General features: G+C 36.1%; 19 protein-coding genes, 1 tRNA gene and 1 riboswitch. Of the genes, 2 read left to right on the forward strand and 18 right to left on the reverse strand.

Annotated features, from left to right (window positions below; translation table 11 throughout):
- Positions 1-57 precede the first annotated feature (57 nt).
- The 4 genes from LK994_RS10290 to LK994_RS10305 all read right to left on the reverse strand — a co-directional run bounded on the left by LK994_RS10290 (position 58) and on the right by LK994_RS10305 (position 5,968).
- The gene (locus LK994_RS10290; protein WP_229759993.1) at positions 58-1,395 is read right to left on the reverse strand and encodes a voltage-gated chloride channel family protein; all 1,338 of its coding nucleotides are present in this window, start codon (positions 1,393-1,395) and stop codon (positions 58-60) included.
- A gap of 51 nt (positions 1,396-1,446) precedes the next feature.
- Positions 1,447-1,519, reverse strand: a riboswitch (Fluoride riboswitch).
- Positions 1,520-1,561: 42 nt separating this feature from the next.
- Positions 1,562-2,977: a TolC family protein gene (locus LK994_RS10295; protein ID WP_229759994.1), complete on the reverse strand. Its 1,416-nt coding sequence runs from the start codon at positions 2,975-2,977 to the stop codon at positions 1,562-1,564.
- Complete coding sequence (locus LK994_RS10300; protein WP_229759995.1) at positions 2,977-4,299, reverse strand: HlyD family secretion protein; 1,323 nt, start codon at positions 4,297-4,299, stop codon at positions 2,977-2,979. Before LK994_RS10300 ends, LK994_RS10295 begins: the two co-directional genes overlap by 1 nt.
- A gap of 10 nt (positions 4,300-4,309) precedes the next feature.
- Entirely contained in the window at positions 4,310-5,968 is a 1,659-nt protein-coding gene (locus tag LK994_RS10305) for a peptidase domain-containing ABC transporter (RefSeq protein ID WP_229759996.1), read from the reverse strand.
- Between the two features lie 124 nt (positions 5,969-6,092).
- On the opposite strand from LK994_RS10305, the gene LK994_RS10310 reads away from it, so the two are divergent.
- Entirely contained in the window at positions 6,093-6,473 is a 381-nt protein-coding gene (locus LK994_RS10310; protein WP_229759997.1) for a TetR/AcrR family transcriptional regulator, read from the forward strand.
- A gap of 379 nt (positions 6,474-6,852) precedes the next feature.
- Here the strand turns inward: LK994_RS10310 and LK994_RS10315 are convergent.
- Positions 6,853-6,936 (reverse strand) — tRNA-Leu (locus tag LK994_RS10315).
- Between the two features lie 35 nt (positions 6,937-6,971).
- Positions 6,972-7,451, reverse strand: coding sequence for a Fe-S protein assembly co-chaperone HscB (gene hscB, locus LK994_RS10320; protein WP_229759998.1), 480 nt, complete (start codon positions 7,449-7,451; stop codon positions 6,972-6,974).
- 128 nt (positions 7,452-7,579) lie between these two features.
- Here hscB and LK994_RS10325 point away from each other — a divergent pair, with 128 nt between their 5' ends.
- The gene (locus tag LK994_RS10325) at positions 7,580-8,776 is read left to right on the forward strand and encodes an NAD(P)-dependent oxidoreductase (RefSeq protein ID WP_229759999.1); all 1,197 of its coding nucleotides are present in this window, start codon (positions 7,580-7,582) and stop codon (positions 8,774-8,776) included.
- On the opposite strand, the gene LK994_RS10330 is transcribed toward LK994_RS10325, so the two are convergent.
- The 12 genes from LK994_RS10330 to LK994_RS10385 form a co-directional block, all read right to left on the reverse strand.
- A complete protein-coding gene (locus LK994_RS10330; RefSeq protein ID WP_229760000.1) occupies positions 8,771-9,493 on the reverse strand; it encodes a tRNA1(Val) (adenine(37)-N6)-methyltransferase in 723 nt (240 codons plus the stop codon). The two genes, LK994_RS10325 and LK994_RS10330, sit on opposite strands and share 6 nt — an antisense overlap.
- Before the next feature lie 115 nt (positions 9,494-9,608).
- A complete protein-coding gene (gene tsaD, locus LK994_RS10335) occupies positions 9,609-10,652 on the reverse strand; it encodes a tRNA (adenosine(37)-N6)-threonylcarbamoyltransferase complex transferase subunit TsaD (RefSeq protein ID WP_229760001.1) in 1,044 nt (347 codons plus the stop codon).
- Positions 10,653-10,762: 110 nt separating this feature from the next.
- Positions 10,763-12,007 (reverse strand): ABC transporter permease, encoded by a 1,245-nt coding sequence (locus LK994_RS10340; RefSeq protein WP_229760002.1) that lies wholly within the window; start codon positions 12,005-12,007, stop codon positions 10,763-10,765.
- Between the two features lie 724 nt (positions 12,008-12,731).
- Complete coding sequence (locus LK994_RS10345) at positions 12,732-13,184, reverse strand: ester cyclase (protein WP_229760003.1); 453 nt, start codon at positions 13,182-13,184, stop codon at positions 12,732-12,734.
- Positions 13,185-13,429: 245 nt separating this feature from the next.
- Positions 13,430-14,620 (reverse strand): pectate lyase, encoded by a 1,191-nt coding sequence (gene pelA, locus LK994_RS10350; protein ID WP_229760004.1) that lies wholly within the window; start codon positions 14,618-14,620, stop codon positions 13,430-13,432.
- Between the two features lie 149 nt (positions 14,621-14,769).
- On the reverse strand, positions 14,770-15,252 hold the full coding sequence (locus tag LK994_RS10355) for a YybH family protein (protein WP_229760005.1): 483 nt from the start codon (positions 15,250-15,252) through the stop codon (positions 14,770-14,772).
- Between the two features lie 92 nt (positions 15,253-15,344).
- The gene (locus LK994_RS10360) at positions 15,345-15,869 is read right to left on the reverse strand and encodes a hypothetical protein (protein ID WP_229760006.1); all 525 of its coding nucleotides are present in this window, start codon (positions 15,867-15,869) and stop codon (positions 15,345-15,347) included.
- A gap of 149 nt (positions 15,870-16,018) precedes the next feature.
- Positions 16,019-17,596, reverse strand: a complete 1,578-nt coding sequence (locus tag LK994_RS10365) for a hypothetical protein (protein ID WP_229760007.1) — start codon at positions 17,594-17,596, stop codon at positions 16,019-16,021.
- Between the two features lie 33 nt (positions 17,597-17,629).
- Positions 17,630-18,577: a hypothetical protein gene (locus LK994_RS10370; RefSeq protein WP_229760008.1), complete on the reverse strand. Its 948-nt coding sequence runs from the start codon at positions 18,575-18,577 to the stop codon at positions 17,630-17,632.
- Positions 18,578-18,794: 217 nt separating this feature from the next.
- Positions 18,795-20,768, reverse strand: a complete 1,974-nt coding sequence (locus LK994_RS10375) for a DUF3857 domain-containing protein (RefSeq protein WP_229760009.1) — start codon at positions 20,766-20,768, stop codon at positions 18,795-18,797.
- Between the two features lie 24 nt (positions 20,769-20,792).
- Positions 20,793-22,721: a transglutaminase domain-containing protein gene (locus LK994_RS10380; RefSeq protein WP_229760010.1), complete on the reverse strand. Its 1,929-nt coding sequence runs from the start codon at positions 22,719-22,721 to the stop codon at positions 20,793-20,795.
- A 4-nt stretch (positions 22,722-22,725) separates the two neighbouring features.
- The gene (locus LK994_RS10385; RefSeq protein ID WP_229760011.1) at positions 22,726-26,025 is read right to left on the reverse strand and encodes a tetratricopeptide repeat protein; all 3,300 of its coding nucleotides are present in this window, start codon (positions 26,023-26,025) and stop codon (positions 22,726-22,728) included.
- Between the last annotated feature and the right edge of the window lie 97 nt (positions 26,026-26,122).

Here is a 26,122-nt window from a genome sequence, read left to right on the forward strand (position 1 = left end):
ATTTCTAAAAATACTCAAGCCGTTACATCAAAATCTGTAACGGCTTTTTTATGTCATTTACTTTTTGATCCTTTTATCTCTGATCTCTTTTAGTGTTTGATCTGAAGGAGCTTCTTCATGTGATATTTTGGATACGCCCAAACGTTGAGCTGCGTATATGCCTGAGTGTCCGCTAAAATAATATGCAGTAAAACAGGCAATTGCATAATATAGAATATACTCGCCTCCAAAAAGTTCTGCCCCCATTATGGTACAGGCAATGGGGGTATTGGTGGCTGCAGCAAATACGGCAATAAAGCCCAGTCCAGCCATCAGGTCTACTGGAGCGCCGGTAAGTATAGCGATGGTATTGCCAAGTGCGGCGCCGATAAAGAATAAGGGAGTTACCTCCCCACCTTTAAAACCCATTCCTATGGTGATAGCTGTAAACAATATTTTCCAGAACCAACTGAAGTAAGTAGCCCCACCTTCTTTAAATGAAGAGACTATGGTGACCGCATTTGCATCAGGGTTAGTTACACCCAATCCTAAATAATCTCTTGTGCCTACCGCATAAGTTAATCCAATAATGATCAAACCGCCGATCGCAGGAATTAACCATTTTGTTGGTATAAAGCGATTGCTGTAATTTTTTATAGTATGTGATAGTTCAGCAAATAAAAAACCTGCTAGTCCAAAAAGAACTCCTGCTCCGGCAACTTTTATGAGCAGGCTGATATTAAAATGCTGTAATGAAAAGCCATCAATAGCCTGACTTAAACTGATATGATAGGCCGTATGATGTATACCATAAGCAGCACAGGTTATATCAGCCAATACGCTTGCCATAAAACAAGGAAACAAGGCATTGTGATTGATCTTGCCTATAGCTAATACTTCCAGGGCAAAGACAGCTCCGGTAACAGGCGTACCAAATACTGCTCCAAAACCGGCAGCAATACCGGCCATCAACAATATTTTTACATCCTGTTTGTCTAATCTAAACCAACGGGCAAATAACGCAGCAATACTTCCTCCCATTTGAACCGCTGTACCTTCTCTTCCGGCAGATCCTCCAAAAAGATGTGTAATGATCGTAGTGATCAAAACAAGGGGCGTCATGCGCTTTGGAACACCTCCTCCAGGCTCATGTATTTCTTCCATGATGAGGTTATTGCCCGCTTCTGCATTTCCTCCGAGATACTTATAAATAAAATAGATGAGTATACCGGCCAAGGGTAGAAGAAATAACAGCCATTCGTTCTGGTAACGGATTGCCGTGGCCTTATCCAGTAACCATAAAAATAATGCCACCAGAGAGCCTATAATAAATGAAACAGGAAGTACCAAGGCTGTCCACCTTATAATATATTTTACAATGGCTGATTGTTCAAATGAGTTTTTAAGTTGCTGCATATCCTACAAATAAAATAAATATACGAGGCAGTATCTGCCCTTGGGTTACTATTTTTTGTAGGCGCCATTAGTCGTTTCTTACAGAAAGACGGTTGAGTAGGAAGACACCATTTCCTTTGGTTACAAATTTAATCAATAAGTATGGATTAGCGAAGATTTATAATACTTATTGTAGTAGCCCTGCACTCCATTGCAGGGCATATATAGATTTGTAATATTTTGTTTTTAAAACAATAAGTTTTTCTAAAGCTTCCAGACTTTTATTCTCACGACTGTTTATCAAGAATAAAGAGCTTTCTCCATTAAAAAATTTAATCTCCTCTGCTTCCAGCATTTTTTGATAATTCGAATAATTTTTACTTTGTAGGATTACTTGCTCTTTCAACGTAATAAATTCGTTATAATAACTTTTGATCTTCAACTCTATATATCGTCTTTTTTGCCCTAGTTCCAGTTTTGTTTCTTCGATTTTTAATTTCGCTTTTTTGTAATTTCCTCTTCCTTCAGATAACCTTATGGGTATTTCAAATTTTACGTTGTATTGATAATTATTTTGAAATAAGGAAGCTTTAGAGATAGTATTTGCAAAATTGTACCCTTTGCCTAAATGGTTATATCTAAAATCAAGTTTGGGCAACAGGTCCTGAAATTTTAATTTCTTATCGATATTGAGTATGTCTAATTTGTACACATATTTTTTTAATTCGGGATGATACTTGTCAGCCGTTGCTAACAAATCGGGTAATGATACATTGAAATTGGCGATAGCTGTTTCATTATCCCAATTATCCTGAGGGATAATGGTTTCCGGTAGTTGATACGGTTCATTATTTTTTAGCCATAAGTAGGCTGATAATTGCAGGCCTGTATTCTGAAACTCCAGCCAGGCATTGTTTTGCATTAATTGAAAATTTTGTAACTGAGCCAAAGCTTCAGTAGTATCTATTGCTGCTAATTCTCCATTGAAGAAAGATTTGCGAACCAGTTCCAATCGTTTTTGATTAGTCGCTACATTATTTTTTATTACAACATACGTTTGATAAGTCTTCACCCATTGCCAATAAGTTTCTAAAGCATTTAATAAAAGATCATTAATGGCGGCTCTTTGTTCAACACTGGCAAGCGAATTAAATATTTTAGCTTGTTGTAAGAAGGCCCTTCGTTTATCAATCAAAAGATTTTTTAGTATGGGGATATTAACACCAATGTAATTACTTTGTCCCTTGCTTTGCGTAGGATCAACTCTATCCCCCGAAAGGTCTTCAGTTCCTGCTAAAATGTCTATCCCATACCAGGTGGGTATTTTAATTTCAGGAGAGATGTCCCTGTAATAATTAACGCCATCAAATGTTTTATCAGCTATATATGTATTAACAATAGGGTCGAAGCCTGCACGTGCAGTAATGATATCTGCTTTTGATTTGTCTATATTAATGCCGGCGAGTTTTGCAACAGGATGAAAATTTCGGACTAAATCCATTAGCTGCTCTGCATTCAACGTTTTAGTCGGCTGCTCTTGGGCAAAGCTATTGAGGCAAATGCATGTAACGATCAATAAAAATAAATTCCTATAAAGTGTCATTATTTTTTTGTTTTATCTGTTTCTTTCTTGTCTTTTGTTGAGTAATAATCAGGAGGGAATCCATTGATGTTGCGCCATAGCTCATACCAAATGGGTACATCCTTTAGTAAGGCAATTCCCTGTGCACCGCTGCCGATTTTTAATTGACTCGGCCATTTTTTATCGGCCGTATCTTCTGCCACTAATACTCTGAACATACCATTAGGACTAATGCTGTTTTCATAAGCTATTATCTTTCCGCCGAATGTACCATAGCTGCCTTCCGGCCAACCACTAAATACTATTGCAGGAAATCCATCAAACATGAATCGTACCTTTTGTCCCACATTTATTAACGGAAGATCAATGGGACGTATATACATTTCCACGGCATAGTTTACTTTGTCCGGAACAATAACAGTTATACGTTCTCCTTCTTTTAATATCTCACCGATACCTGATTTTTTTGCTTGAACTATTTGACCATCCTGCGGAGCAAGAATGATATACATCCCATTTCTAATCGTATAGTTACTTACCATATTTTCAAGTTTAGCCACATCACTTTCTTCATTAGCTACCATGCTTAGACTTTGAAACCTATCACCTTCTGTTTTCCCAATTTTTTCTGCGTAATCCTGCTCCACACTATTTTGTTCAATTTTTACATTTGTAGTTTCTTGTTGTGTTTGTGCCAGCTTATTTTCTATCATTATTTTTTTTGCCAGCGCATTTTGATATGATAAATTTCTTTGTTGCAATTGCGTTTTAGAGACAAGTCCGTCAGTAAACATTTTTTGTTGTCTTTCATATTGATCTTTTGCTAGGGAATATTCGTTTTCTGCGGCGAAGAGTTCAGCTTTTTCCCCTTTCAATTTACTTTCTAATTGAGAGAGCTTGTTTCTCAATTGCTCTATCTTTAATTTTTTAGCTTGATTGAGCGCTTCTATCTGTGTTTCTGTTGTATTGATCTTACCCTGATAATAACTGATCGCTCCTTTTTTTGCATTCATCTGTTCTTTGGTTCTGTTGATCAAGTTAGGATCCAGATAGTCTTCTTTTATTTCAGAAATTTGGAGTATAGTGTCTCCCTTCTTTACAAAATCTCCCTCTTTGACCCACCACTTAACTATTTTACCTGGTATAGGAGAGTTGATCTCCTGTGGTCTTTGTTCCTGATAAAGAGAAGTGATATTGCCGGTAGCCTTTATATTTTGCGTCCAGGGTAAAAATAGTATCAAAATAAAAAATAGCATGATACCGATGAACCAATATTTAACCTTGCTCTTTTTATTCCCTCTGTAAATAATATTATATGCTTGTAATGGAATATTCTTATTCATTGGCCTCAATTTAATTGTTGTTCAATATTTTTATTTCGCCATTATTTAATACAATTATTTGATCACATTTTTTAGCAAAGCTCATATCGCTGGTGGTAACAATAATGGTAGCATTATTCGGTTTGCTCAAGAGATAATCATTCAATACATCTTTATTGTGATTTTCTAACCCCTGACAAGGGTCATCTACAATTATTAAATACGGATGGTGACATAAAGCTCTTAGCAATAATATTTTTTTTGTGATGCTATTGGGGAGTCGTTTACCATTAATGTCGATCACTGTTTCAAAACCTAAAGGAAGATTCTGTAGAAATTGTTCAAAGCCTACTTTTTTAGCCACCATAATTATTTTTTCAGGAGTAATATCTGCTCTTCCCATGCTAATGTTTTCCAGTACTGTGCCCGTAAATATTTCCTGATGATTAAAATAAAAGCCTATTTTTTTTCTTAGTGAAGCCAATTGATAATTGTTTATAGAGATATTGTTAATTAAAAAAATGCCATCGTACTCTTTATAACTGCCACTCAATACCTTCAGTAATGTTGTTTTTCCTGATCCTTCATCTCCCATGATTGCGATAGAACTATTAGGTTTTATTTTAAGATTTATATTTTTCAATACTGTGTTTCCATCCGGATATTTCAGGTTAAAATCTATCAATTCTAAACCGATATTTTCTGCTGTTAACTCCATACTTCCATCTTGTTCGGAATAGTTCTCGGTAACACTATCAAGTTTTTCCATTCCTGTCATTACATCATACACACTGTCCAGGCTTTTTATTATTTTTTCTGTTGCACTGATGATTGTGAGAATGACAATTTCTGCGGCAATAAATTCTCCGATATTTAATTTCTGATTCACTAAAAGATATACACCCGCAGATAATAATATGGCTGTAATTAATACTTTGAAGCCAACCAAGGTCTTATACTGAAACAATAAAACTTTAAAGTGATCGGTTCTTGAACTTAGGTATCCAACGACCAATTTATCTGTTTTGCTTACATCAAGATGTGCATCCTGACTGAATTTAAATGATCTTACTGTTCTAGCCATTTCCTGTAACCATGATACTAGTTCATATTTATAGGTACTTTCCTGTAGACTGGTCTTTAATCCATTATTGCTGGTCAATTTCAAGATCATCCACAGGGTTAACAATAAAATAAATCCGAAGGCTATGAATAGGGGATGGTAGAGGGCCAGAAGAATTAGTCCAAATAAGATTTGTATAATGGCAGTAGGTATTTCCAATAATAACTTTGAAATGCCTTTTTGTAAACTAAGTGTATCGAAAAAACGATTTACTTTTTCAGGCAGGTAATAATTGTCAGTTTTGTAGAGGTCGAATTTGGGTATCTTATCTGTAAAGTTAAAGGCATAACGAGTGAATATTTTTTGTTGTATTTTTTCAATGATTCGCATTTGGTTTATCTGTAAAACGCCTACTATAAATACCCCCAATACTACCAGTATCAATAAAACATAGATGGAAGTAACCATCGAAGCTCCAAGGACAAAACCAATGATTGATTGTACTCCAACCGGCACACTTAGCTGTACCAAACCGCTTAAGATAGCATAAAAATAAATCGCTATCAGATCGCTTTTATCTGTATTTATGAGTTGCCAAAACCTATTAAGGGCACTTCTTTTTTCCATAATTACCATATTTCAAACAAAAGTATTAAAACTTCTTCAAATGATAGTAATACTATTGTCAATAATTGTTAAAGTTTTTATAAGTATATGAATACTATTTATTTTATTGTCTTAACAGGAAGAGATGTTTGCTCTGGATTTTAAGTTGTCTTTTTATGTTAATGAAGCCATTTATCTGCGTAATCCTGAAAGCAGGGATGTAGGTAAGAAAATAGTAAAACAACGTATTGATCTGATAAATGAATTAGGTTTTGAAAATTTTACTTTTAAAAAATTAGCGATAGAGGTGGGAACCACAGAAGCCATCATTTGCAGATACTTCGAAAATAAACGCCGATTATTACTTTATATCATAAGCTGGTATTGGTGTTTCATGGATTTTTTACTTGATTGTCAGTTGCAAAATGTTACGGATAATAAACAAAAATTAAGATCCATTATTCGTTTACTTACACATGAATTACCTGAAAGTTCTGGTGGTGTAGATTACAATAAAAGTATCTGACTCAAATCGTGATATCTGAAAGCAGTAAGGTTTATTTATAAAAGATGTTGCTGAAATTAATAAAAATGAGGTGTTTAAGCCTTATAAAGATCTTTGTGCAAAAATAGCTGAGGTGATTTTGGCTTATAATAAGAAATACGCTTATCCGAAATCACTTAGCAGTACACTTATTGAAACTGCCCACCATCAACAATTTTTCAGTCAATATTCACCAAGACTTACTGATGCGCAAACAAAGAATAAACACGAATTTGCTGGAAAATTTCTCGAAGATTTTATCTTTAAAATCTTAGGTAATAATTAGCCTAATTATTAATACATAGAAATAAAAAAAGCGTTGTAAAATATTGATTTACAGCGCTTTTTAGTTTTTTATTTGTGCCCACGAAAGGAATCGAACCTTCACGCCCTTGCGAACGGCAGATTTTGAGTCTGCTGCGTCTACCAATTCCGCCACATGGGCAACTTTAAACCGTTGAATTGGGCTGCAATATTACGTTAATCATTCATTCTGTCCAAAATACGCTGTAAGTATTTTTTCTTAAAGTAGTATTCTTTTACTTTCAACAGCTTATCTGTAGTAATAGTGGCATCGTTGTAATTTTCAATGATATCCTTTACTTCGTTATAAATATCGTTTTCTCTGGATCTTATAGCTTTTTCAGAGTCTTCTGAGAGTTCTTCATTCAATTCCATCATCTCCATTAAAAAATCGGGAGGCAATTGGTATTTTTCTTCTTCCTCCAATAACCCTTTTAATTGCAGTACATATTTTATCGTCAAATCAAGATCCTGTAATATTTTAAACCCTTTATTGATGTCAGATGATTTTTGCAGTGCTTCCGATTGCTCGTCCTCATCAGATTGTGAAAAAAAATCTGGATGATATTTTTTCTGCAGGTCAAAATATTTTTTAGGCAAACTTTTTTTGTCTGGCTGCAGGCTTACCGGTATATCAAATAATTCAAAATAATTCATACGCAAATATACTTGAATGATCGAACACAGATGACAGAGATTGTTATGGATAAACTCAGATATTTCCGTTAAAATCTGTTTTAATCCTTATCATTCGTATTTCTGTTAAATTCCGTAAATTACAATTGATGCTTACCATTGGTTTAATAAAAGAAGGAAAAATACCTGCAGATAATCGGGTTGCACTTACCCCTGCACAGTGTAAATGGATACAGCAGCACTTTCCGCATGTGAAAATAATAGTACAGCAATGCGATCACAGATGTTTTACCAATAAAGAATATGAAAGAGCTGGTATTTCATTGCTACAGGATGTGTCGGATTGTGATATTTTATTAGGTATTAAAGAAGTGCCTGTTGAACAATTGATCGCAGATAAGACCTACCTTTTCTTTTCACATACAAAAAAATTACAGCCCAATAATCAACAGCTATTTAAAACGATCATCAATAAAAAAATAACTTTAATAGATTACGAATGTCTTGAACATGATGATGGACAGCGTATCATTGGTTTTGGTTTTTTTGCCGGCGTGGTAGGCGCTCATAATGGCATGATGGCTTACGGAAATCGTACCGGTTATTTCAAGCTGGGCAGAGTGTTTGAAAGTAAAGATTATCGTCAGTTGATACATACTTATTTTGGAGTAAGATTACCGAATGTCAAAGTGGCTGTAACCGGTAGTGGAAGAGTTGCGCATGGTGTAGTGGAAGTGATGAATTTAATGGGGGTCACAGAGGTGGAGCCGGACGAATACCTGGAGAAGAAATTTACTTACCCGGTGTATGTATTGTTGAAGGGGGCAGACCTATATACACATAGAGAATCTAAAACGTATGGCAGGAATGACTTTCATCAGTATCCTGAAATGTATCGCAGCAGATTTTTGCCTTATACAAGATGTACAGATATTTTAATGAATGGTGTTTACTGGAGTGAACATGCTCCTCGTTTGTTTGAGGTAAATGATATTGACGATTCTTTTTCAATTGAAACCATTGCAGATATTACAGATGACCTGAATGGTTCTGTTCCAATTAATTTAGGAGATCAAAGTATTACAGACCCTGTGTATGGGGTAGATAGAATTACTCATAAAAAAACGGCGCCTTATTTAAAGTCTTCAATAGATGTGATGGCTGTTGGAAATTTACCAAATGAATTACCCAGAGATGCCAGTCGATATTTTGGTGAGCAACTGATAAAATTTGTGCTGGAAGATCTGATCAAAGGAGGCAGCGCAATCATTGATAAAGCTACATTGGTTAAAAAGGGGCAAATAACTACAACATATCTGTACATGAAAGAATATGGAGGGTTATAAATAGAGGTAATAATCTTTTAATAGTTCAACAAAATTTTCTGTGTACTCGTTGTTGCTGTTCTTTATAGATAATTCTGCAGATATAAATTCTCGCTCACTTCTTGAAAAGAATAACATACTTCTGAAGAAGTCATGTGATGGCGTTTGCTGTACAGATATTTTTTCCTGTAAATGAAAGCCTGTTTTTTTTGCCTGGCCGATAAAATATTCCGAACGATGATAGGGTAGCAGGATGGCAAATGATCCTTCCGAGGATAAATTGATATCAACGATTTGTATGAGTTGATCCAACGTTAGCGTTGTATCATGTTTGGCCGCATTTATTTGTTGATTATCGGACCTTAGATCATTGCCGAAAAAAGGAGGGTTGGAGAAAATAAAATCGTATTTCTTTTCTGCTTGAAATTGTAATGCATCTGTACAGTGTATCTGTAAACGATTACACCAGGGTGTATTGGTGAAATTTTCTTTTGCCTGCTGGTAAGCGTCCTGATCTATTTCAATAGCATCAATAGTGGTGTTGCACTTTTGTGCCAGCAGTATGCTTAATAAACCAGTGCCAGATCCAATATCCAGACTACTTCCCGGTTGAACTTCTTTTTTCGAGATCCTGTCTGCAATATATCCCCCGAATAAACAAGCATCCGTACACACTTTCATGGCACATTTATCCTGATGGATGGTGAATTGTTTGAATTGGAAATAATTGTTAGACACTGCGTTTAATAGTTTAACGGTTAAATCGTTTACTGGTTTAGACTGTTTAATGACAGCAGTTCATTTGTCTTAAAACTGCTCACAACATTAAACGATATAAACCCTTAAACGGGTATCACCATTCCGCTCTTGCACTCGGAGAAACACTCAGATCAGCAAAATCGTTTTCCATGTATTTATAATAGGCGGTGATGGCTATCATCGCTGCATTATCGGTGCAATATTCGAATGAAGGAATGAAAGTACGCCAGCCCATCTTTACGCCAGTTTCTTTTAAAGCCTTACGCAAACCACTGTTAGCACTAACACCACCGGCAATGCATACATCTTTTACACCTGTTTCCTTTGCTGCTTTTTTTACTTTATTCAGTAAGATACTGATGATCCTATCCTGTACGCTGGCACAGATATCCGGCAGGTTTTCTTCAATGAATTTTTTTCTTTCTTCTTCAGTTACTTTAAACTCTTCTTTGTATACATTGGTTGTGCCGGCATTTTGTAAAAAATATAAAATAGATGTTTTTAATCCACTGAAACTGAAATTTAATCCAGGTATCTGTGGCTCCGGAAATTTAAAACGTTGTGCATTTCCGTTAGCAGCGTATTTATCTATTAAAGGGCCACCGGGGTAGGGTAGGCCTAATAATTTGGCTGTTTTATCAAAGGCTTCTCCTGCGGCATCGTCAATCGTTTCGCCGATCACTTTCATTTTTACCGGAGACTCACAAAAAACGATCTGTGTATGCCCGCCACTTACAGTGAGGCACAGAAATGGGAATGCAGGTCTCTCTTCAGCAATTAAATTGGCAATTACATGTGCCTGCATATGGTGTACAGCAATCAACGGTTTATCTAATGCCAATGCCAATGATTTGGCGAACTGTGTTCCTACCAGCAAAGAGCCGATCAAGCCGGGAGCTTGTGTAAACGCTATGGCATCAATTGATTCTAAGTTGCAGTTGGCAGTTTTTAATGCAGCATCAACCACAGGTACAATATTTTGTAAATGAGCCCTGCTGGCTAATTCCGGTACAACACCACCATATTTTTCATGTACCGTTTGATTGGCAATAAAATTTGATAATATCTTGCCGTTGCGGCAAACCGATGCAGATGTTTCATCGCAGCTGGATTCGATAGCTAAAATAGTAATGTCCATTCAACAAATTTGATAAAAGATGCACAAAGGTATGCCGTACAAGAGTGCGACGCAACAATGCTGCCATGAAAATCTGTTGCCGGTTGTATAAATATAAAAAACGTAGTTTTTTATTTGCTTCTTATTGCTTCCACAGGATCCATTTTAGCTGCTCTAGAAGCGGGGAAGATACCCGCCGCAATACCTACGATCAGACAAATAATAAACGTGGTAAATAGCAAGGGAATGGAGATATAGACGGGGAAATTTAATGGGCCTGATAAGACCAACGAAAGTATATACACAAAAAATAAACCGATAACACCGCCTAACAAACAAAGGATGGTTGCTTCCATTAAAAACTCAAATAAGATGCTACTGCTTTTGGCTCCGATGGCTTTTTTTAAGCCGATCACACTGGTTCTCTCTTTTACTGTTACAAACATGATGTTGGCAATTCCAAACATACCTACTATTAAACTAATGATACCGATCAGACCGCCAACAATATTCACAGTTTTAAATAAACCAGTGATCGCTTCACTAAAAGCTTCTACACTGTTCAATGAAAAATTATCTTCCTGAGTAGGGCTGAGCCTGCGTATCTGGCGCATAGCACCTTTTAGCTCGTCGCTTAGTGCGGCAGTGGGTACACCATCTTTACCTGCGGCAATTAAGACTGGGTTAGCAAAATTATCCTGAATGATCTGTTTACAAAATTTATAAGGCATCATCACACAGTTATCATAATCCCAGCCGATAAAATTTTTGCCTTCTTTTTTTATAACACCAACAATGGTTACTTTTTTGCCTTTTATTTCGAATGTTTTACCTAATGATCTGGAGGCTTCACCATATAATTTTTCGGCATTATCAAAACCAATTAAACCAACCGGGCTGCCGCTATTGAATTCTGCCTGAGAAATAAACCGGCCAATTTCAAAACTAAGTGGCTGTATGGTCATTTGCGCTTCTATAATACCATATACCGATGCATTTTGTATCACATCATCTTTGTAAGATATATTGCCGCTGGATCTCATCAGGTACCCCACATCTTTCAGTAATTGCGACCGTTCTTTGAGTAATGCCACTTCTTCGTATTTCATAGCAGGCCTTGCCCTGAATTTCCAGAAGGGTTTGTCTGCACCACCACCATATTCCCATTTATCAATATATATCGTGTTGCTGCCCAGACTTTTTACCTGGTCCTGTATATTACGTTCTAAACTACCTACGGTAGCCAATACGCCAATGATACAGAAGATGCCAAATGCCACGCCGGTCAAACTCAATGCCGTACGTAGTTTATTAACTTTAAGTTCCTGAAAAGTAAGTCTGAGCGAATTACGAAGTATATTAAGCGATTTACGCATATATCAAAATTACAGTATGCAAGTTACTTGTTGCAGTTTAAATGCTGAGTGGGATTTTTTTTATGTAGTCGGCAGTGGTACTACTATTTGGCTTCGTAGGCGTCCTGCACTTGCCGATATTAAATCGGCATCCCGGATTTATTTCGGGACTTGTACAGTAAAAATTTATTGAGCTTGTATTATAACAGGCACATCCGGTCGGGTGACCAGCAGTGCTGTACGGAATTAGTTGTTTTTTTAACCGTGAATGGAGTGAAATGCCTTAGATATTTCATGTCTAATCTTTGGGCTGAGATCACTGGTTGGATTCCATTCCATATAACATACATAATCTTCAATTACATATGAAACATGATTAGAAACTCTATCATTACGATCTTCAAAAAAACTCTTGTGTTTCTGTTCAATTTCTTTGAGTACAGTTTCAAAGGCTGCTTTTTCTATGTCGGTTAATTGCCTTCCCATTACTTTTCAAAATCACAATTTGCAGGCCAAGTATTGTTAATTTAAGAGGAATAGGTACAAAGAGTAATGCATACATATACAAAGCTATTAGTCACTAAAGAATTGAATATTTCAAGTTTTTACATGTGTGGAAATTTTTCTTCAAAATAAATAGTATATCCAAAAATTGTCACCTGTATTGTTCCTGAAATATTTTCATAACTATAATATAAAAGGCGGGACAATAATGTCTCGCCTTAATAGCATAACCGAACCGGTGTTAGTTATGCTGGTGCATTAATCGATCTTCGAGACCAAGTTGTTCTACTAATCCCAGTCGATCCGGATACAAATGTGTTTCAAATACCTTTCCGTTTTTTACTTTGGCAACATAGCAACCAAAACTGTCAAGCTTTCTGTGTGTTGGTGGAATTTCGGGCATATCATCGCTGAAGTGCAAATTGCCATCATGTTTGCCGGTGATTTCATATTCAACAGTGATGGCATCATCTGTAATAACTCTTGAAATTACCTTCAGTTTTACATCTGGAAATGCTGTATTCCAATTGTTGAAATATGCTCTAACTTCTTTTTTCCCTCGATAGGTCTCTTTGTTTCTGCTGACTTTCCAAATAACATTTTCATCACACAGGTTGATGAATTTTTCGTCATTATGCATGTTCCATGCATCAATGATCTGGTCGTTCAATTTCAGAACTTCATTCGTACTCATAATAACCTCCTTCTTTAAAAATTAAAAAATGGTTTAAAAAAAGCGTGTAAAGTTTACACCAAAACGATGAGAATTCAAAGCAAAAATTATTCCCCTAAAGAAGACTAGAGCTTGTTTTTGAATACAAGTGATTGATTGACTGTAGTAAGAAAGCAATAAAGTTTTTATGCACATAATTTGTGCATTTTTTGTGCATTTTTAATCTGTTGTGCAAGCAATAAATTTCCCTGCTGCAGAGAACAAAACTACATCTCTTTGCTTCGAGGAGCCAGGACGTCATTATCCGGTGCATATTTTTTTTGCCATTCCGGATATTTATTCAAAACAAGTTTAGGGTCATATACATACCAGCCATACCCATCCCGTCTTTCTCTTTCTACCTCTGCTAAGGTATATACCACTTTACCATCTCTGTTGCAGAACAGAGGTCTTTCTGTTTTTAATTCATAATAACGTGCCCAAATAGGAGGAGCCGCAGAATCTGTGACCACAATTTTATCAGTACTGCTTTTTCTTACCTTATATACTATTGTTGGAGCAGTAATAGTTTTGACACGGGTATATAAAATTTTAGAATCATTAAACCATCGAACAGCTCCCTGTATAGCATCTATCAGTTCTTTTGACGGGTTGTTGATCGTCATTAAGAAAAGTACTAATGTAGCACTCTCTCTGTTACAGATACTTGGTGGTTCAAATTTTCGTGCCCATGCAGGAGCTAAGGTCACAGGATCATATTGCTGACACCAGCCGGTAAGTTTGTTGTTGTCATTTATCTGTGTAGCTAATACGCAGTGCATTCCTTTGTCAAAAGCTATTTTTATTTTTTTACGTCTTCTTGCATCCAGAAAAGAATAGGCAGGGGCATTATTGATAATATTATTGAATACAGATAATATTCCCGTCATCACATCATCATTATAGGTGATGCAATTGCTGTAATTGTCTTCAAGCGGAAAATATTGGGGCCATCCGCCATTTGTATATTGTGCGGAGAGAATAAAATCTAATCCTTTTAAACAAGCTGCTTTGTATTTTTTATTTTTAGTGGCTCTATATACATTAGCCAGACAATCAACATGGGAGTAGGTGGTACTATTGTCGAACGTTGTATTAGTTATATTCTTTTTACTGCGTATCAACTTTTTTTGTTCACTGGTTAAGATGGCACGCATGTCATAATTTTTAGGCCATCCGCCATTGTCTTTCTGGTACAAAATAATATTGTCTGCAATAGCAGTTATCTCCGAAGGATCAAAACGAGGTTGGTTGAGTATTGGGTTGAAGATGTTCTGTGGTTCGAAAATATCATACCAATGATGTGCACTGTTTTGAAACGGCATTGTATCTATTTCTGTAATGATACGGTCTTCCGTTTGTGCGAAGGAATGCAGTGCATATACTGACAGCAAGAGTAACCAGAAAGTTTTTTTCATATGGTGATCTTTAAAGCGAAAAAGCTACTATTAAAGATATGGCAGTATTTGGGGTCATTTGTTAATGATCCGTGAAGCTATATTTTTCTTCAATAATTATTTTACTTTCTGCTTCGATCTTCTACTGTCAGGCGAATTGAAGGCCAGGCTTATTTTGATGGCGACATACTGGTGCATCCAATATCACGGTATAATTTCCATTCACCGTTTCTTTTTTCCCAAACCACTACATATTTGCCTCTGTCGATTAGCGCTTTCTCTGCATCTTTCATTTCATAATTGCCTGTTTCAATAATAAATGTAGGGCTTCCTGTAATGTCAGTAGTAGCGAAGGTCATTTCTTTGATCCCCATATTTATAGCAGCACCCCATGTATGAAGGATATCGTGCCCTTTAACAGCTTCACTGTAATCCAACATTAATTCTGCATCGGGCCAATAGTGAGCTGCTAACGCTGTAGAATCGCCTGCGGCAATCTCTTTAGAAAATTTTGTATTAATGCTGTCCAGAAATGTTTTTGCCCATTGCTTATCTAAAATTGCAGTTGTGGTTTTGTCTGTATGATCAGCGTTACAGGAAAGTATGCAACAACTGAAACATATTGATGCGAAGAAAAAATAAGTCCTTATCATAAAATATAGTTAAGTAATGAAGGATGCCTTTGTTTTCCCAGGGGTGCAGTTATCAAATGTAAAACATATTCCGGTCTGTTATTCAAGATATTTTATTCAGGAGTTTCTTCTTCCGTTTTCCTGATCAATAGTTTTGAAAAGAATACTCCATTGGAAAAAAGGATAAGTCCTATTACCGCTTGTACCAAATAAAAGATAATGGAAGCAGTTCCCGGGCTTTGCCTGAATACATAATCTTGCTGATAAAAATTAAACAGTGCTTTACATAAACTTGGGATTGCTTCTATGAAGCTGATACCGCCTATAACAGATATAACTATTGCCATGAAGGTTTGATTAGAAATAGCGATATCAATTTTTTCGTCATTGAATCCTTTGTCTAATTTAAAACGGTCTATTATCCACTCTGTCCTGAAAAGAAAATAGCGTATGATAAGAAAAAGGATCCCAGCAGAAAAGATCAATAAAAATAATACGGGTAAAATTTCGCCATTAGTAATGCTGTTATAGTAAGAAGCTATTGTAGAAATATAGTTTAATGCAATTGAAATACTGCTTATAACGATCCAGATTCCTAACATCTTCAGGAATAGCCTCCAAAAATTTCTAATAGCCATATTTACTGATTTATATGCATGAATGATTATGTCTTTTCAAAGATAGTAATCTGGTGTTGAAACTTAATAGTCAATGACAATAATGATTTACCAGATAAAAAACGCAGGAGAATTAACTCCTGCGTCTTGTACTAAACACAAACACGCTATTATTGTACTAAGATTTTTTTTGTTTGATTGCCACTTTTTAATAAATAAAGACCTCCGGAGATAGTATTTATATTAATGGTATTTAATCCTGTGTTCAATCTGCCTTTGAACAAAATTTTGCCATCGAGACTTTGTAAGATGAACAAATCGCTGCTTTTTACCAGCACTTGTACTTTTCCGTTAGTAGCAGGATTTTCTTTAATGGTAAATGATACGTTAGGAGTAACCCTCGCTGTTTGGATATCGCTATAGGTGGATCTGCCATTCAGGTCATTGATCTGTAAACGATAATAATTATTTCCGTTGGCAGGGGCAATGTCTGTAAAACTATAGTTATGTATATCGTTACTGTAAGCTATAGCTGAGATACTGCCGATATTGACATAATTGATGCCGTTTGTACTGCGTTGTACAATATAATTCCCGCTACCAAATTCCTGAGCAGTCTGCCAGCTCAATATTACATTATCTGATCGTTGTTGTAAAGTGAAATTTGTAAGTTTTACAGGTAATACTACAGCTCCATTGATCACTCCGAAAGGAGAGAATGAAGTAAAACCGGCGCCTGAAAGCGTGTATGGTCCGCTGCCTGCTGCGGCATTTGTAACACTATTGCTGTAATTTATAGAGGTACCATCACTATGAGCAACAAGGCTATTGTTACGTGTAAACAAACTATTTTCCTGACTTGCCACCCATTGTGTTCCAATGATTGCATCAGTACCTCCCGGAGTAGCTTCACTTATCAACCAGGTGCTGTTGACTGAAGATGAAACAGTAGCTCCTGGCACGGGTTGATTATTTACCGTGACAGTAAAATTATCTGTTGTGCCTGTGTTAGTAAACTGTACAGGATTATATAAAGAAGGCGTAGGACCTACCGGAAAAGTAATAGCAGTAGTTCTTCCGGTTGTGCCAATATTTTCAATCACCAGTCCGCCAAGACCCGTACTAGATGGAGAAGTCCCTCCATCACCGGTTACTATCCAGGAGGATGAAGCCACTCCATAAGCAGCTCCGGTAATAGTTGATGTCGTTCCTTTTAACGTGATCAGATTATTGCCAGTTATAAGTTTTACATTACCATTGAGTCCAAGGGTTGATGTTATATTTGTATTGCCTGTTAAAGTCTTATTACCGCTGCCACTAGTGATCAAAGTAGTATACGTGCCTGCTGCGATATTCTGATCGCCATCTGCTCCATATTCTACGGAGCTTGCGCCAGGGTTGAATGTACCATTATTACTAATTGTTCCTATTGTTTTTATTGAGGTAGATAAATTCAGGGTGGAGGAGGTATTAATAAGCATATCTTTTACCAAAGTGCTGCCTGTTCCGGCCTGATTCACTAAGCCTTTGATCACAAAAGTTCCTGTCGAATCAGTATAATTTCCATTGTTAGTAAATGAATTGTTATAAAGTACCAGGTGCAGATTGTCACTACCTACCACATAAGTGCCAGCATTTATTCTTAATACGGGAAATGCAGCTTGGGGAGATTCCGGTCTTTCCGCTAACTGGGCTTGCGCTGCTCCGGCAAATAAGATTAGCAGAAAGGAAGAAATATATTTTTTCATAATTATGTTTTTAGAAATGATGAAAAAATATTCTTATAATTTAGTGACAGTTAGCCTTGAAGTGCCGTCGGTTACAACGCTAGCTACTACTGCACTATTCCCATTTTGCACCATTATCTTAAAAGTTGTGCCGGCAACTAATGGTAACACAGTACTTAACATACTTCTTCCGGCAGGGGCGGTAAGGTTATTACCAAATGTACCTACACCATAAATTATTGTACCCGTGCTGGTTAAAATATATGGCCAGGCAGATGCGGAAAGGCCAGTAACCGTCATCGAGACATTGATCATATAATTGCCTGTTACACCTACTGTGTAATTTGTTCCATCCCAAGAAGCTCCTGTCAAAGTAGGAGCGGTGATGACGTTATTGAAATTCACTGGCACAGCAGGTGTTGAACTAATGGCAAGGCTTGTAGTTGAAGATGAACTATTGATACTTGCAATAAGATCTATTGTTGCTCCGCCACTACCTGTTGATGGGGTAGACCATGTGCCATCGCCTCTCAGGTAGGTTGTATTGCTGGCAGTACCAGTTCCTAAACGTGCCGTATTCACAGTGCCTGTAGATAAGTTAGACGCATTGAGTCCGATAAGTTGTGATGCATCTACCGACGGCAATTTGCTTGCTGCAGATAGTTGTACTAATTGATTGGCGCCATTAAATGTATTTCCCTGCAAAGTGATATTTGTATTATCACTGTTCTGAATAGCAACCCAAGCAGTACCGTTATAGTAATAAAATCCGGGAGTATTATCTGTCTGATAGATCAGGAGGCCGGTTACGGGGGAAGCAGGTCTTGCGGCTAAAGTCATACGAGGAATTAGTACACCTTTAGCTGTAGCCTTTATATCAAGTGCAGCAGATGCATCTGCTGTTGAATTATCTGAGTTGATAGCTACGCCCTGGGCATGCAGTTGTATTGAGGTTATGCAAATTAAAAAAGAACATACAATAATTGAGAGAAATTTTTTCATAAGATTTTTTTTAGATTTTCTTGTTTAACGTTATCGATAATAACGTATTGTTTGGTGTAAATGATATATGGACGTAAAATATTTTAATAGAATTTCTACTACAGCCTACTCGAAAATATTCGAGAAAATAATTGTTTAGAAAATGGGGGGCGAAGAGGTAAAATAAAACCGCCGATGGAGTAACATCGGCGGCAAAAAAAATATAATAAAGCAATTATTATTTCTTCTCAAGCAACAATACGATCTTATTAAAATCGGCAGAAGCATTGATCACTTTTTTGAAATTTTCAAATTCGCTGATGGGATATAAGATTTCATGATAAGTTTCTTTAACATCAACCTCTAATATATTGTTGTTTAATTTGTAACTGCTGGTAAAGCCCATCGTAACAATATCATCTTTTTTATATTGAATATCGATGTTCAGGTCTTTCAAATTTTTAATGGTATAACCTGCAGGTATTTCAAATGACAGTTTTCTGTCCAGCACATGCGGATATTGCAGTTCTGCAGGTAGCTGACGAGGTTTTTCCTGATACATTTGTTCTTGCGGTCCAATCAGGTCACCAATTTTAAAGAGAATTTTATTGCCTGCTTTTTCCAACAGATCGGCACTATGTATGGTTCCACTGATAATGAGGGGTTTATTATCCCATATATCTGTAAGATTGGTATTTTGTGTAACAATATTAGTGATGTTCTCACTCTTAGCAACGCTGCCGATAATGTCTTTAACAGCTTCTTCTTGTTTGTCTTTAGCCAAATAAGCCCATAGTGGTCGGTAAGATTGAGCACCGTAACCTTTTAATATTTGTTTACTTTCAATGATCAATGAATCACCTGTGGCATCCATTTTTGCACTTACTTCCATGTTGTGTGCATGTTCTTCAATAGGGATGATAGGAATAGTATCGAATTTTCCAACGGCTGTTCTCATCTCGCCGATAGTAGTACCTTTTAAATACAAGCCTCTTGTGCCTGCCCAATAGGCATCTATATAAGGATAACGCATTGTTGGAGAAGTAGGCTGTAAATATTTTCCGGTGCCCGGGAAATATAAGATGGTTTCATCTACACGATTCCAGTTTTCCAGTTCTTCATCCAATGGTAACTCATCTCTTACTGAAGGGAACACCACTTGATATTTGATATTCTTATTTTCAAGCATTGCTACAAAAAAACGAATACTGCCGTCATTATTGGTGTTGCTTGTTTTGATGATCTTTTCAATATTATCTGCATCTTCACTCACCAGCTTATCGTCAACATTAATATGAGTTTTAAAATAATCCTCCAATAATTTAATCGTCATTTCTTCCGAAGCCGTTTCGGGTATTGCAGCAGCGTTAACGAATTTTGCTACGGCTTTCTTTTCTTTATCAGTAAAGCTGGTTAGATTAGTATAATACTTTTTAGCAAACTCTTTCCAGGTATACAATTCCACATCAGCATTGCTGCTAAGGTTATAACTGAATTTGTAATCTACCCGTTGTAACAGGTGATCTCTTAATCCGTATTTTTCATCATCCAATCCCGGAATATTTTCTGAATAGGCAGGGATGATTTTTTGTTCGCCGATGGTACTATCTTTTAATACAGTAAAGCCGTTGAACCCCTTGGCTTCAAACTTTAAGTGACTAGGGGTAACGATCTCAACCTTTGCCTGGTAGTAAGGAACTTCTTTTGATTGAAATATTTCACTTCCAAAAAAGCTTGGGTTTCTTTTAATGATATAACTGTATTCAATTTCAGATCCTTTGTCCAGTCCTTCCATTGCAAATAATTTATATCGTCTGCCTTCTTCTTCTACATCTTTAATTTTACCTGCGGGAACATCAATCACTTTTCCTGTAGAGGTAATAACTCTTGCTTTTATATTATCGATTTCAGAATTGTTGTACAATAGAATATATATCTTATTGAACATTTCAATCCCTTTATCATCAGCAACTTTTATCAGTTTATATACATGGTTAAATTGAAAGAGATTCTTATCAACAAACTTGTATTCAAATATTCTGTTATCCATCAGGTATACAGCACTTGCATCTTTGAAATTGGCCGGCATTTTATGCAGTGTAGGTTTTTCGGGCCAGGTGTAAGTAGTGGCGTATAGATCACTTACCTGGGCATTAGCAGCTGTTGCAGTTAGCAACGTGGCCATTAAAAGAGCTTGAAATTTATTTCTCATTAGTATTGTTTGAAAATTTATATGTTATTTCTTCTTTAAAACTACTTGTTCTTTATAGGCAGGAGAGACCTTTGCCAGTGCTGCATTATACACAGCAAAATCAGATGGTTGAATATATAATTTTTTAGAGACCATTTTTTGTGTGGCCATTATTTTACCAGGCAATTGTTTGTATTCAATAGAAAAATCTATTACATCATTGGATACAGATATATTTTTGGGAACATAACTAACTACATATCCATCTGGAATATCCAATAAATGCACCTGACGAATAGTGTAGAGATATTCATTTTCAATATCTACTTTCCGTTTGGCGGTGTCGATAGGAGAGCCGCTGAATAATTTTTCCAGATTCAGGTTGATATAGATCTCATCACCGATTGATTTTACATAATCAGGTATCTCGAAATTAGATTTGATATTTGCTACTCTGTTAGCAGTGTCGGGCAAACTCAGAACATAATCTTTCATGATAAACTTGTTGCTTCCTTTTGCCATTCTTCTTCTTACATACACTCGTTCATCATCTCCTTTATTATAAATAAGGTTATTGTAAATGTCTGATCCCATATAGCCAACATAGTCTACAGAACAAAAGCCCGTAAGCGTATTGTTTTTAAACGTTAAAAAAGAACTGTCGGTGATATAACTTTTTTCGGCAGCTACTATCGGTACAGTTACCAATTCGTATTTTTCAGGGGAGATGCTTACCAGTGCTTGTTTATTTTGAATGGCACTGCTGGGCATGCCGAAAATACAATGAGGGTCTGTGGCATCAAAAAATATCCATTCATTATCGATCTTTGCAGAACTGATCATATGGTTGTCTGTGATGGGCAAAGGAACTTCGCTGTAAGTATATGGGATTGACCTTGTGCCTATCCAGGTAAAATGCGCCTGTATGCCACTGGCATTAAGCATGGCGGTAAGCAGACTTGCCATGTCTTTACAGTCGCCATATCTTTTGCTACAAACATCAGCCGCCTGTCTTGGAACAAACCCTTCGAGCCCATCTTCAAAAGCCACATATTTAATATGATTTTGTACCCATAAATAAATTGCCTGAGCTTTTTCTCTTTCTGTTTTTTTGTTGATGCAAATACTGTCTGCAATTCTTTGTATGTTGGGGTCAGGTTGTGTGTTTACATCTTTTAAAAATTTTCTATTCCACTTATATAATTCATCTATTGAACTAAATACCGGTATCGTCCCTTTATCATTCTTGTAGTTTTCTACGTATAGAATTACATGCTTGGCATAATATCCTCTAGAAACGCCATCGCCGTAATATTCATCGTTATTAAGATTGGAGGCAGTGAATTCCAGTTTTTTCTTTCTGCCTTTTTTAGATTCTGTTACGGTGATGGTTTTGTTAGCATCATTTTTTATAATGTACTTTATATCCATGTCTTCCGGAAAAGTAACCGTATACGTAGCATTGTATACCGGAAGAAAAGAGCTGAAGTAAAAAGGGGATAAAAAACGTATGTCCTTGTTATAATATTCACTTTCTACATGAGCTATGCTTCCTTTAAGCATTGACGGATAATCGAAAGAGGTTTCTTTCACATCGTCGTAAAATACTCCTCTGCTGGTGGAGGATTGCGTTTTAAATTCAGTTACCTTTTGTTTCTTAAACTCTTTACCATCGGGAACAAGTGTATAAGCTTCTACTTTTTTAAGCTCATTAAAACTACTATGGTAAACCCTATCTTTATTATAGATGCCATTAGCTTTGTCATCCAGCATCATCATCTCAGATACCTCTTTGTCTTCAGCATACGGTTCTCCTTTCCTCAGTGAAATGTCTACCACTTTATTCACTTTAGAAAAAATAGCCATTTTGCCCGGAAAGAGCTTTTCCATTTCCTCAATGGTTTGTGCTTCCGTATTTACTGCACAGGCTAATAAAAAAAACAGGAAAATCTTACTCAATGAGTTTGTAGTCATTAGATTATTTTTTTTCTTCCAACATGCCATAAAAGTAAACCAGGTTTTCTGTCAATTTGCCATTTTCGTAATACTTGCAGCTACCATGCAGATCGCCGTTGTAATAGTTGATGTCGTAAATTAACGTGCCATTCTCATTATAATATTTGGAGTTGCCATGCAGGTTGCCGTATACGTAATTTTCTTCTTTCATTATTTTACCGCTAGGGTAGAATAATTTTTTAGGGCCGTTATCCCAACCAATTGAACGTTTTGAAATGATCCTTGCTTTACCATTGCTGTAATACAGGTTACGGTCGCCATCTACAAGACTTTCATTGAAACGCATTTCCAAACTCTTAGTGCCATTTTTGTAATAAGCTGTTACCTGTCCGCTTCCTCTTGGAACAGCGATCATTGGCACAAGTGAACCATTTTTATCTTCATAGCTGTATCCTAATAATTCATCGTCTTTATAATAAAGAACAGCAGCTAATTGTTTGGCATCTCCATAAATGCGATACTCTCCCTGCAGATCACCTTTTTTGAAATTCATTTCTTTTTCAACAGATCCGTCTTCATTATACTGAATATCTAATCCGTTCAATTTTCCGTTATCATAAATTTCTGTTTCAGAAAGTTGCCCGTTTCTCCAGTAGTATTTCCATTCACCACTTTTTTCTCCATTTACATAATTACCTTCAGTTTGCAGTTTTCCATTGGGATACCATGCTTTATAAATACTATCTCTTTCTCCGTTTTTATAATAGAAGATGCTACGAATAGTACCATCGCCATTAATGATCTTATACTGACCATTTAATTTATAATTTTTATAATAACACTCAATGTATGTTTTGCCGTTGAAGTGTTTAAAAATTACTTTGGACTCTCCTTTATTCAATTCTGCAGAAGAGATGATCTTGCCAGTGGTGTCAAATTGTACTAATTTTTTAAACCATGCATTGTCATAATACTCTGTGTAATCAGGCTTGCCATTAGGATGATAGTATTCAGACACACCGTGTGTTTTATCATCCAGGTAGTAGAGTTTACTGGTTCTGTTACCTAACAGGTCATAATATAGAAATGTTCCTTGTGCATCACCATCTACATACCAGCCTTCATTTGATACATTTCCATTGCTATAATAATTAACGAAGTAGCCATCGGCTTTATCATTTTTGTAATTTCCTTCCTGGCTCAATGTGCCATTAGAGAAATAAGCAGTTCTTTTTCCTTCTAATAACCCGTCATTATAGTTTGCTTCTACAGAAGTTTTTCCATTCTTGTAATAGTAAGTTGCTTTTCCTTCCTGAGTGCCATCTTTATTAAAATACCCATCTTCAGATTTGCTGCCATCTGGTAAGTAGAATGATATATTAGCATTACCTTTTCTACTGGTGGTATTACTGATCACCTGACCTTTTTTGTCAAAAAATTTAATGTCTTTTAAACGGCCTCTTTCCATAATGGTTTCACAGTAAAGAATTCCGTCATCATCGTAATCTTCTTTTTTGCCATCTACTTCACCTTTTTTGTAAAAACTCTTCGTTCTTATTTTCCCGTTTTCATAATAAGATGTGTAATCGCCATCATTTTGCCCTTTTACATAGTTTTCTATATAATCGGTTTGTCCGTTTTTATACAAAGATTTCCATACACCAGTTTTGTTTCCATTTTCATATTGGCCAGTGGTTTTTAGTTTGCCATCTTCATAATATTCAGTATAAACACCACTAGGTTCATCATTCGTATAATTAACTTTTGATTTGATCTTGCCGTTTGTGTGATATGTTATTTCATCACCTTCTTGTTTATCTTCAGCATATTTAATAGTAGAACTTAAAGTGCCATCGGTATCATAGTATTTTGCCAATCCATCTCTTTTGCCTTCTTTATAATATACTGTTTTACGAGGAAGCCCGTTATAGAAAAATGTTTTGGCTTCTCCGTCCAATTCATCATTTTTATAATTGGTCAGTTCATATCTGATCCCGTTATCGTGCCATGATTCGCTCTTCCCTTCAGCTTTGTTATCTCTGTAAATAGTAATTTCGTGCAATAAACCATTGTCATAATAAAAACGCCATTCACCTTCACGACTTCCTTCACTGTTGAATTTTCCTTTTGATTTAAGTCGGCCATTTTTGTGATAGAATTCCCATGGGCCAACAAGAATGCTTTCTTTTTTTGAATTCAATGCATATTCGCCCTTGCCTATGATATTATAGTTTTGGGTGTATACTCTGATCTTGGTGTCGTCTCTTTTTGTAAATTGTAACTCCTGGGTTTCACGAATTTTATTAAGGTACTCAACAACTTCAGTACTCATTGCCTCTACATCTCTCTTTTCTTTTTTCACATAATCTTTTACTTTTTTTATATCCAGTTCGCTGAACATATAAAACACCGATGCTTCAAATCTTTTCTTATCCCATAAATTTTTAAACATTGGTACATAGTACTGCATCCAAAATCCTTTGTCATTTGCATTGTACTCAAGCTTTTCTGCCAATACCTGGATCTGCCTAACAATAGGGTCTTCCAGATCAGCTTTCAATTTGTATTTTTTATCAAGAGCGATCTTACTGGTAATAATATCCTGTATTGCATCAAAATCATCTGTCTTACCTGCCTTATATTTTTGCAGGAGAGCAGTAACATCTGTATTTACTTCAGCAATAGAAGTTAACATAGAGATAGAATTACGTTGATATCTGTTGCCCGGAGAAATAAGGAGGTTGGTAGTAAAACTCATAATTGCCGGAACAAGATTTCCTTTAAGTAAAGATATCTTACCTAAAAAATAATGTCCTGAAGTGTAATAAGGATTAATTGTTACACATCTTTGGAAACATGCCGCTGCATCATCATATCTTTCTACCCTGAACAAACTAACGCCTTTATTAAAATGTGTCAGGTAGTCATATGGTTTTTGCGCAAGAATAGTATCATATGCTTTTAATGCTTCTGTAGATCTTTTAGTATCATCATACACATCTGCTAGTAATGCTAACCAATCCGTACTGTTTTCAGGAAAATGCTCCATTCCATAATTGGCATACTTTTCTGCGGCAACAAAATTGCTATCGTTATAGTAACTCAAGATCAGTTCATGTAAAACCCTGGAGTAATTGGTGTCACTCAGAGGTACTTTTAAATATTCTGTAATGGCTTCTTTGTATTTGCCTTTATCATGAAGATCAACACCCTTTTCAATAATTTGTCCGCTATTGATCAAAGGATTGTTGAGTTCTCGTTGGGCATAAGAACTTTGCGCCGTAATTATAAAAATTACGATAGACGTTAGGAGTGTTCGCATTTTGTCTGGTCAGATTAGGGTGATGTTAAATTTTTAATATGGTATCACGAAAATAAAGCTATTTGTAATATCTTTTTATATTAAAGCAAACTTTAAA

Source organism: Ferruginibacter lapsinanis (genome assembly GCF_020783315.1).
Taxonomy (GTDB): domain Bacteria; phylum Bacteroidota; class Bacteroidia; order Chitinophagales; family Chitinophagaceae; genus Ferruginibacter; species Ferruginibacter lapsinanis.

What these genes read in the sequence shown, in the direction of transcription:
- LK994_RS10290 (WP_229759993.1), bottom strand. Translation starts at nt 1,395, where the DNA reads ATGCAGCAACTTAAAAACTCATTTGAACAATCAGCCATTGTAAAATAT.
- LK994_RS10295 (WP_229759994.1), bottom strand. Translation starts at nt 2,977, where the DNA reads ATGACACTTTATAGGAATTTATTTTTATTGATCGTTACATGCATTTGC.
- LK994_RS10300 (WP_229759995.1), bottom strand. Translation starts at nt 4,299, where the DNA reads ATGAATAAGAATATTCCATTACAAGCATATAATATTATTTACAGAGGG.
- LK994_RS10305 (WP_229759996.1), bottom strand. Translation starts at nt 5,968, where the DNA reads ATGGAAAAAAGAAGTGCCCTTAATAGGTTTTGGCAACTCATAAATACA.
- LK994_RS10310 (WP_229759997.1), top strand. Translation starts at nt 6,093, where the DNA reads ATGTTTGCTCTGGATTTTAAGTTGTCTTTTTATGTTAATGAAGCCATT.
- hscB (WP_229759998.1), bottom strand. Translation starts at nt 7,451, where the DNA reads ATGAATTATTTTGAATTATTTGATATACCGGTAAGCCTGCAGCCAGAC.
- LK994_RS10325 (WP_229759999.1), top strand. Translation starts at nt 7,580, where the DNA reads ATGCTTACCATTGGTTTAATAAAAGAAGGAAAAATACCTGCAGATAAT.
- tsaD (WP_229760001.1), bottom strand. Translation starts at nt 10,652, where the DNA reads ATGGACATTACTATTTTAGCTATCGAATCCAGCTGCGATGAAACATCT.
- LK994_RS10340 (WP_229760002.1), bottom strand. Translation starts at nt 12,007, where the DNA reads ATGCGTAAATCGCTTAATATACTTCGTAATTCGCTCAGACTTACTTTT.
- LK994_RS10345 (WP_229760003.1), bottom strand. Translation starts at nt 13,184, where the DNA reads ATGAGTACGAATGAAGTTCTGAAATTGAACGACCAGATCATTGATGCA.
- pelA (WP_229760004.1), bottom strand. Translation starts at nt 14,620, where the DNA reads ATGAAAAAAACTTTCTGGTTACTCTTGCTGTCAGTATATGCACTGCAT.
- LK994_RS10355 (WP_229760005.1), bottom strand. Translation starts at nt 15,252, where the DNA reads ATGATAAGGACTTATTTTTTCTTCGCATCAATATGTTTCAGTTGTTGC.
- LK994_RS10360 (WP_229760006.1), bottom strand. Translation starts at nt 15,869, where the DNA reads ATGGCTATTAGAAATTTTTGGAGGCTATTCCTGAAGATGTTAGGAATC.
- LK994_RS10365 (WP_229760007.1), bottom strand. Translation starts at nt 17,596, where the DNA reads ATGAAAAAATATATTTCTTCCTTTCTGCTAATCTTATTTGCCGGAGCA.
- LK994_RS10370 (WP_229760008.1), bottom strand. Translation starts at nt 18,577, where the DNA reads ATGAAAAAATTTCTCTCAATTATTGTATGTTCTTTTTTAATTTGCATA.
- LK994_RS10375 (WP_229760009.1), bottom strand. Translation starts at nt 20,768, where the DNA reads ATGAGAAATAAATTTCAAGCTCTTTTAATGGCCACGTTGCTAACTGCA.
- LK994_RS10380 (WP_229760010.1), bottom strand. Translation starts at nt 22,721, where the DNA reads ATGACTACAAACTCATTGAGTAAGATTTTCCTGTTTTTTTTATTAGCC.
- LK994_RS10385 (WP_229760011.1), bottom strand. Translation starts at nt 26,025, where the DNA reads ATGCGAACACTCCTAACGTCTATCGTAATTTTTATAATTACGGCGCAA.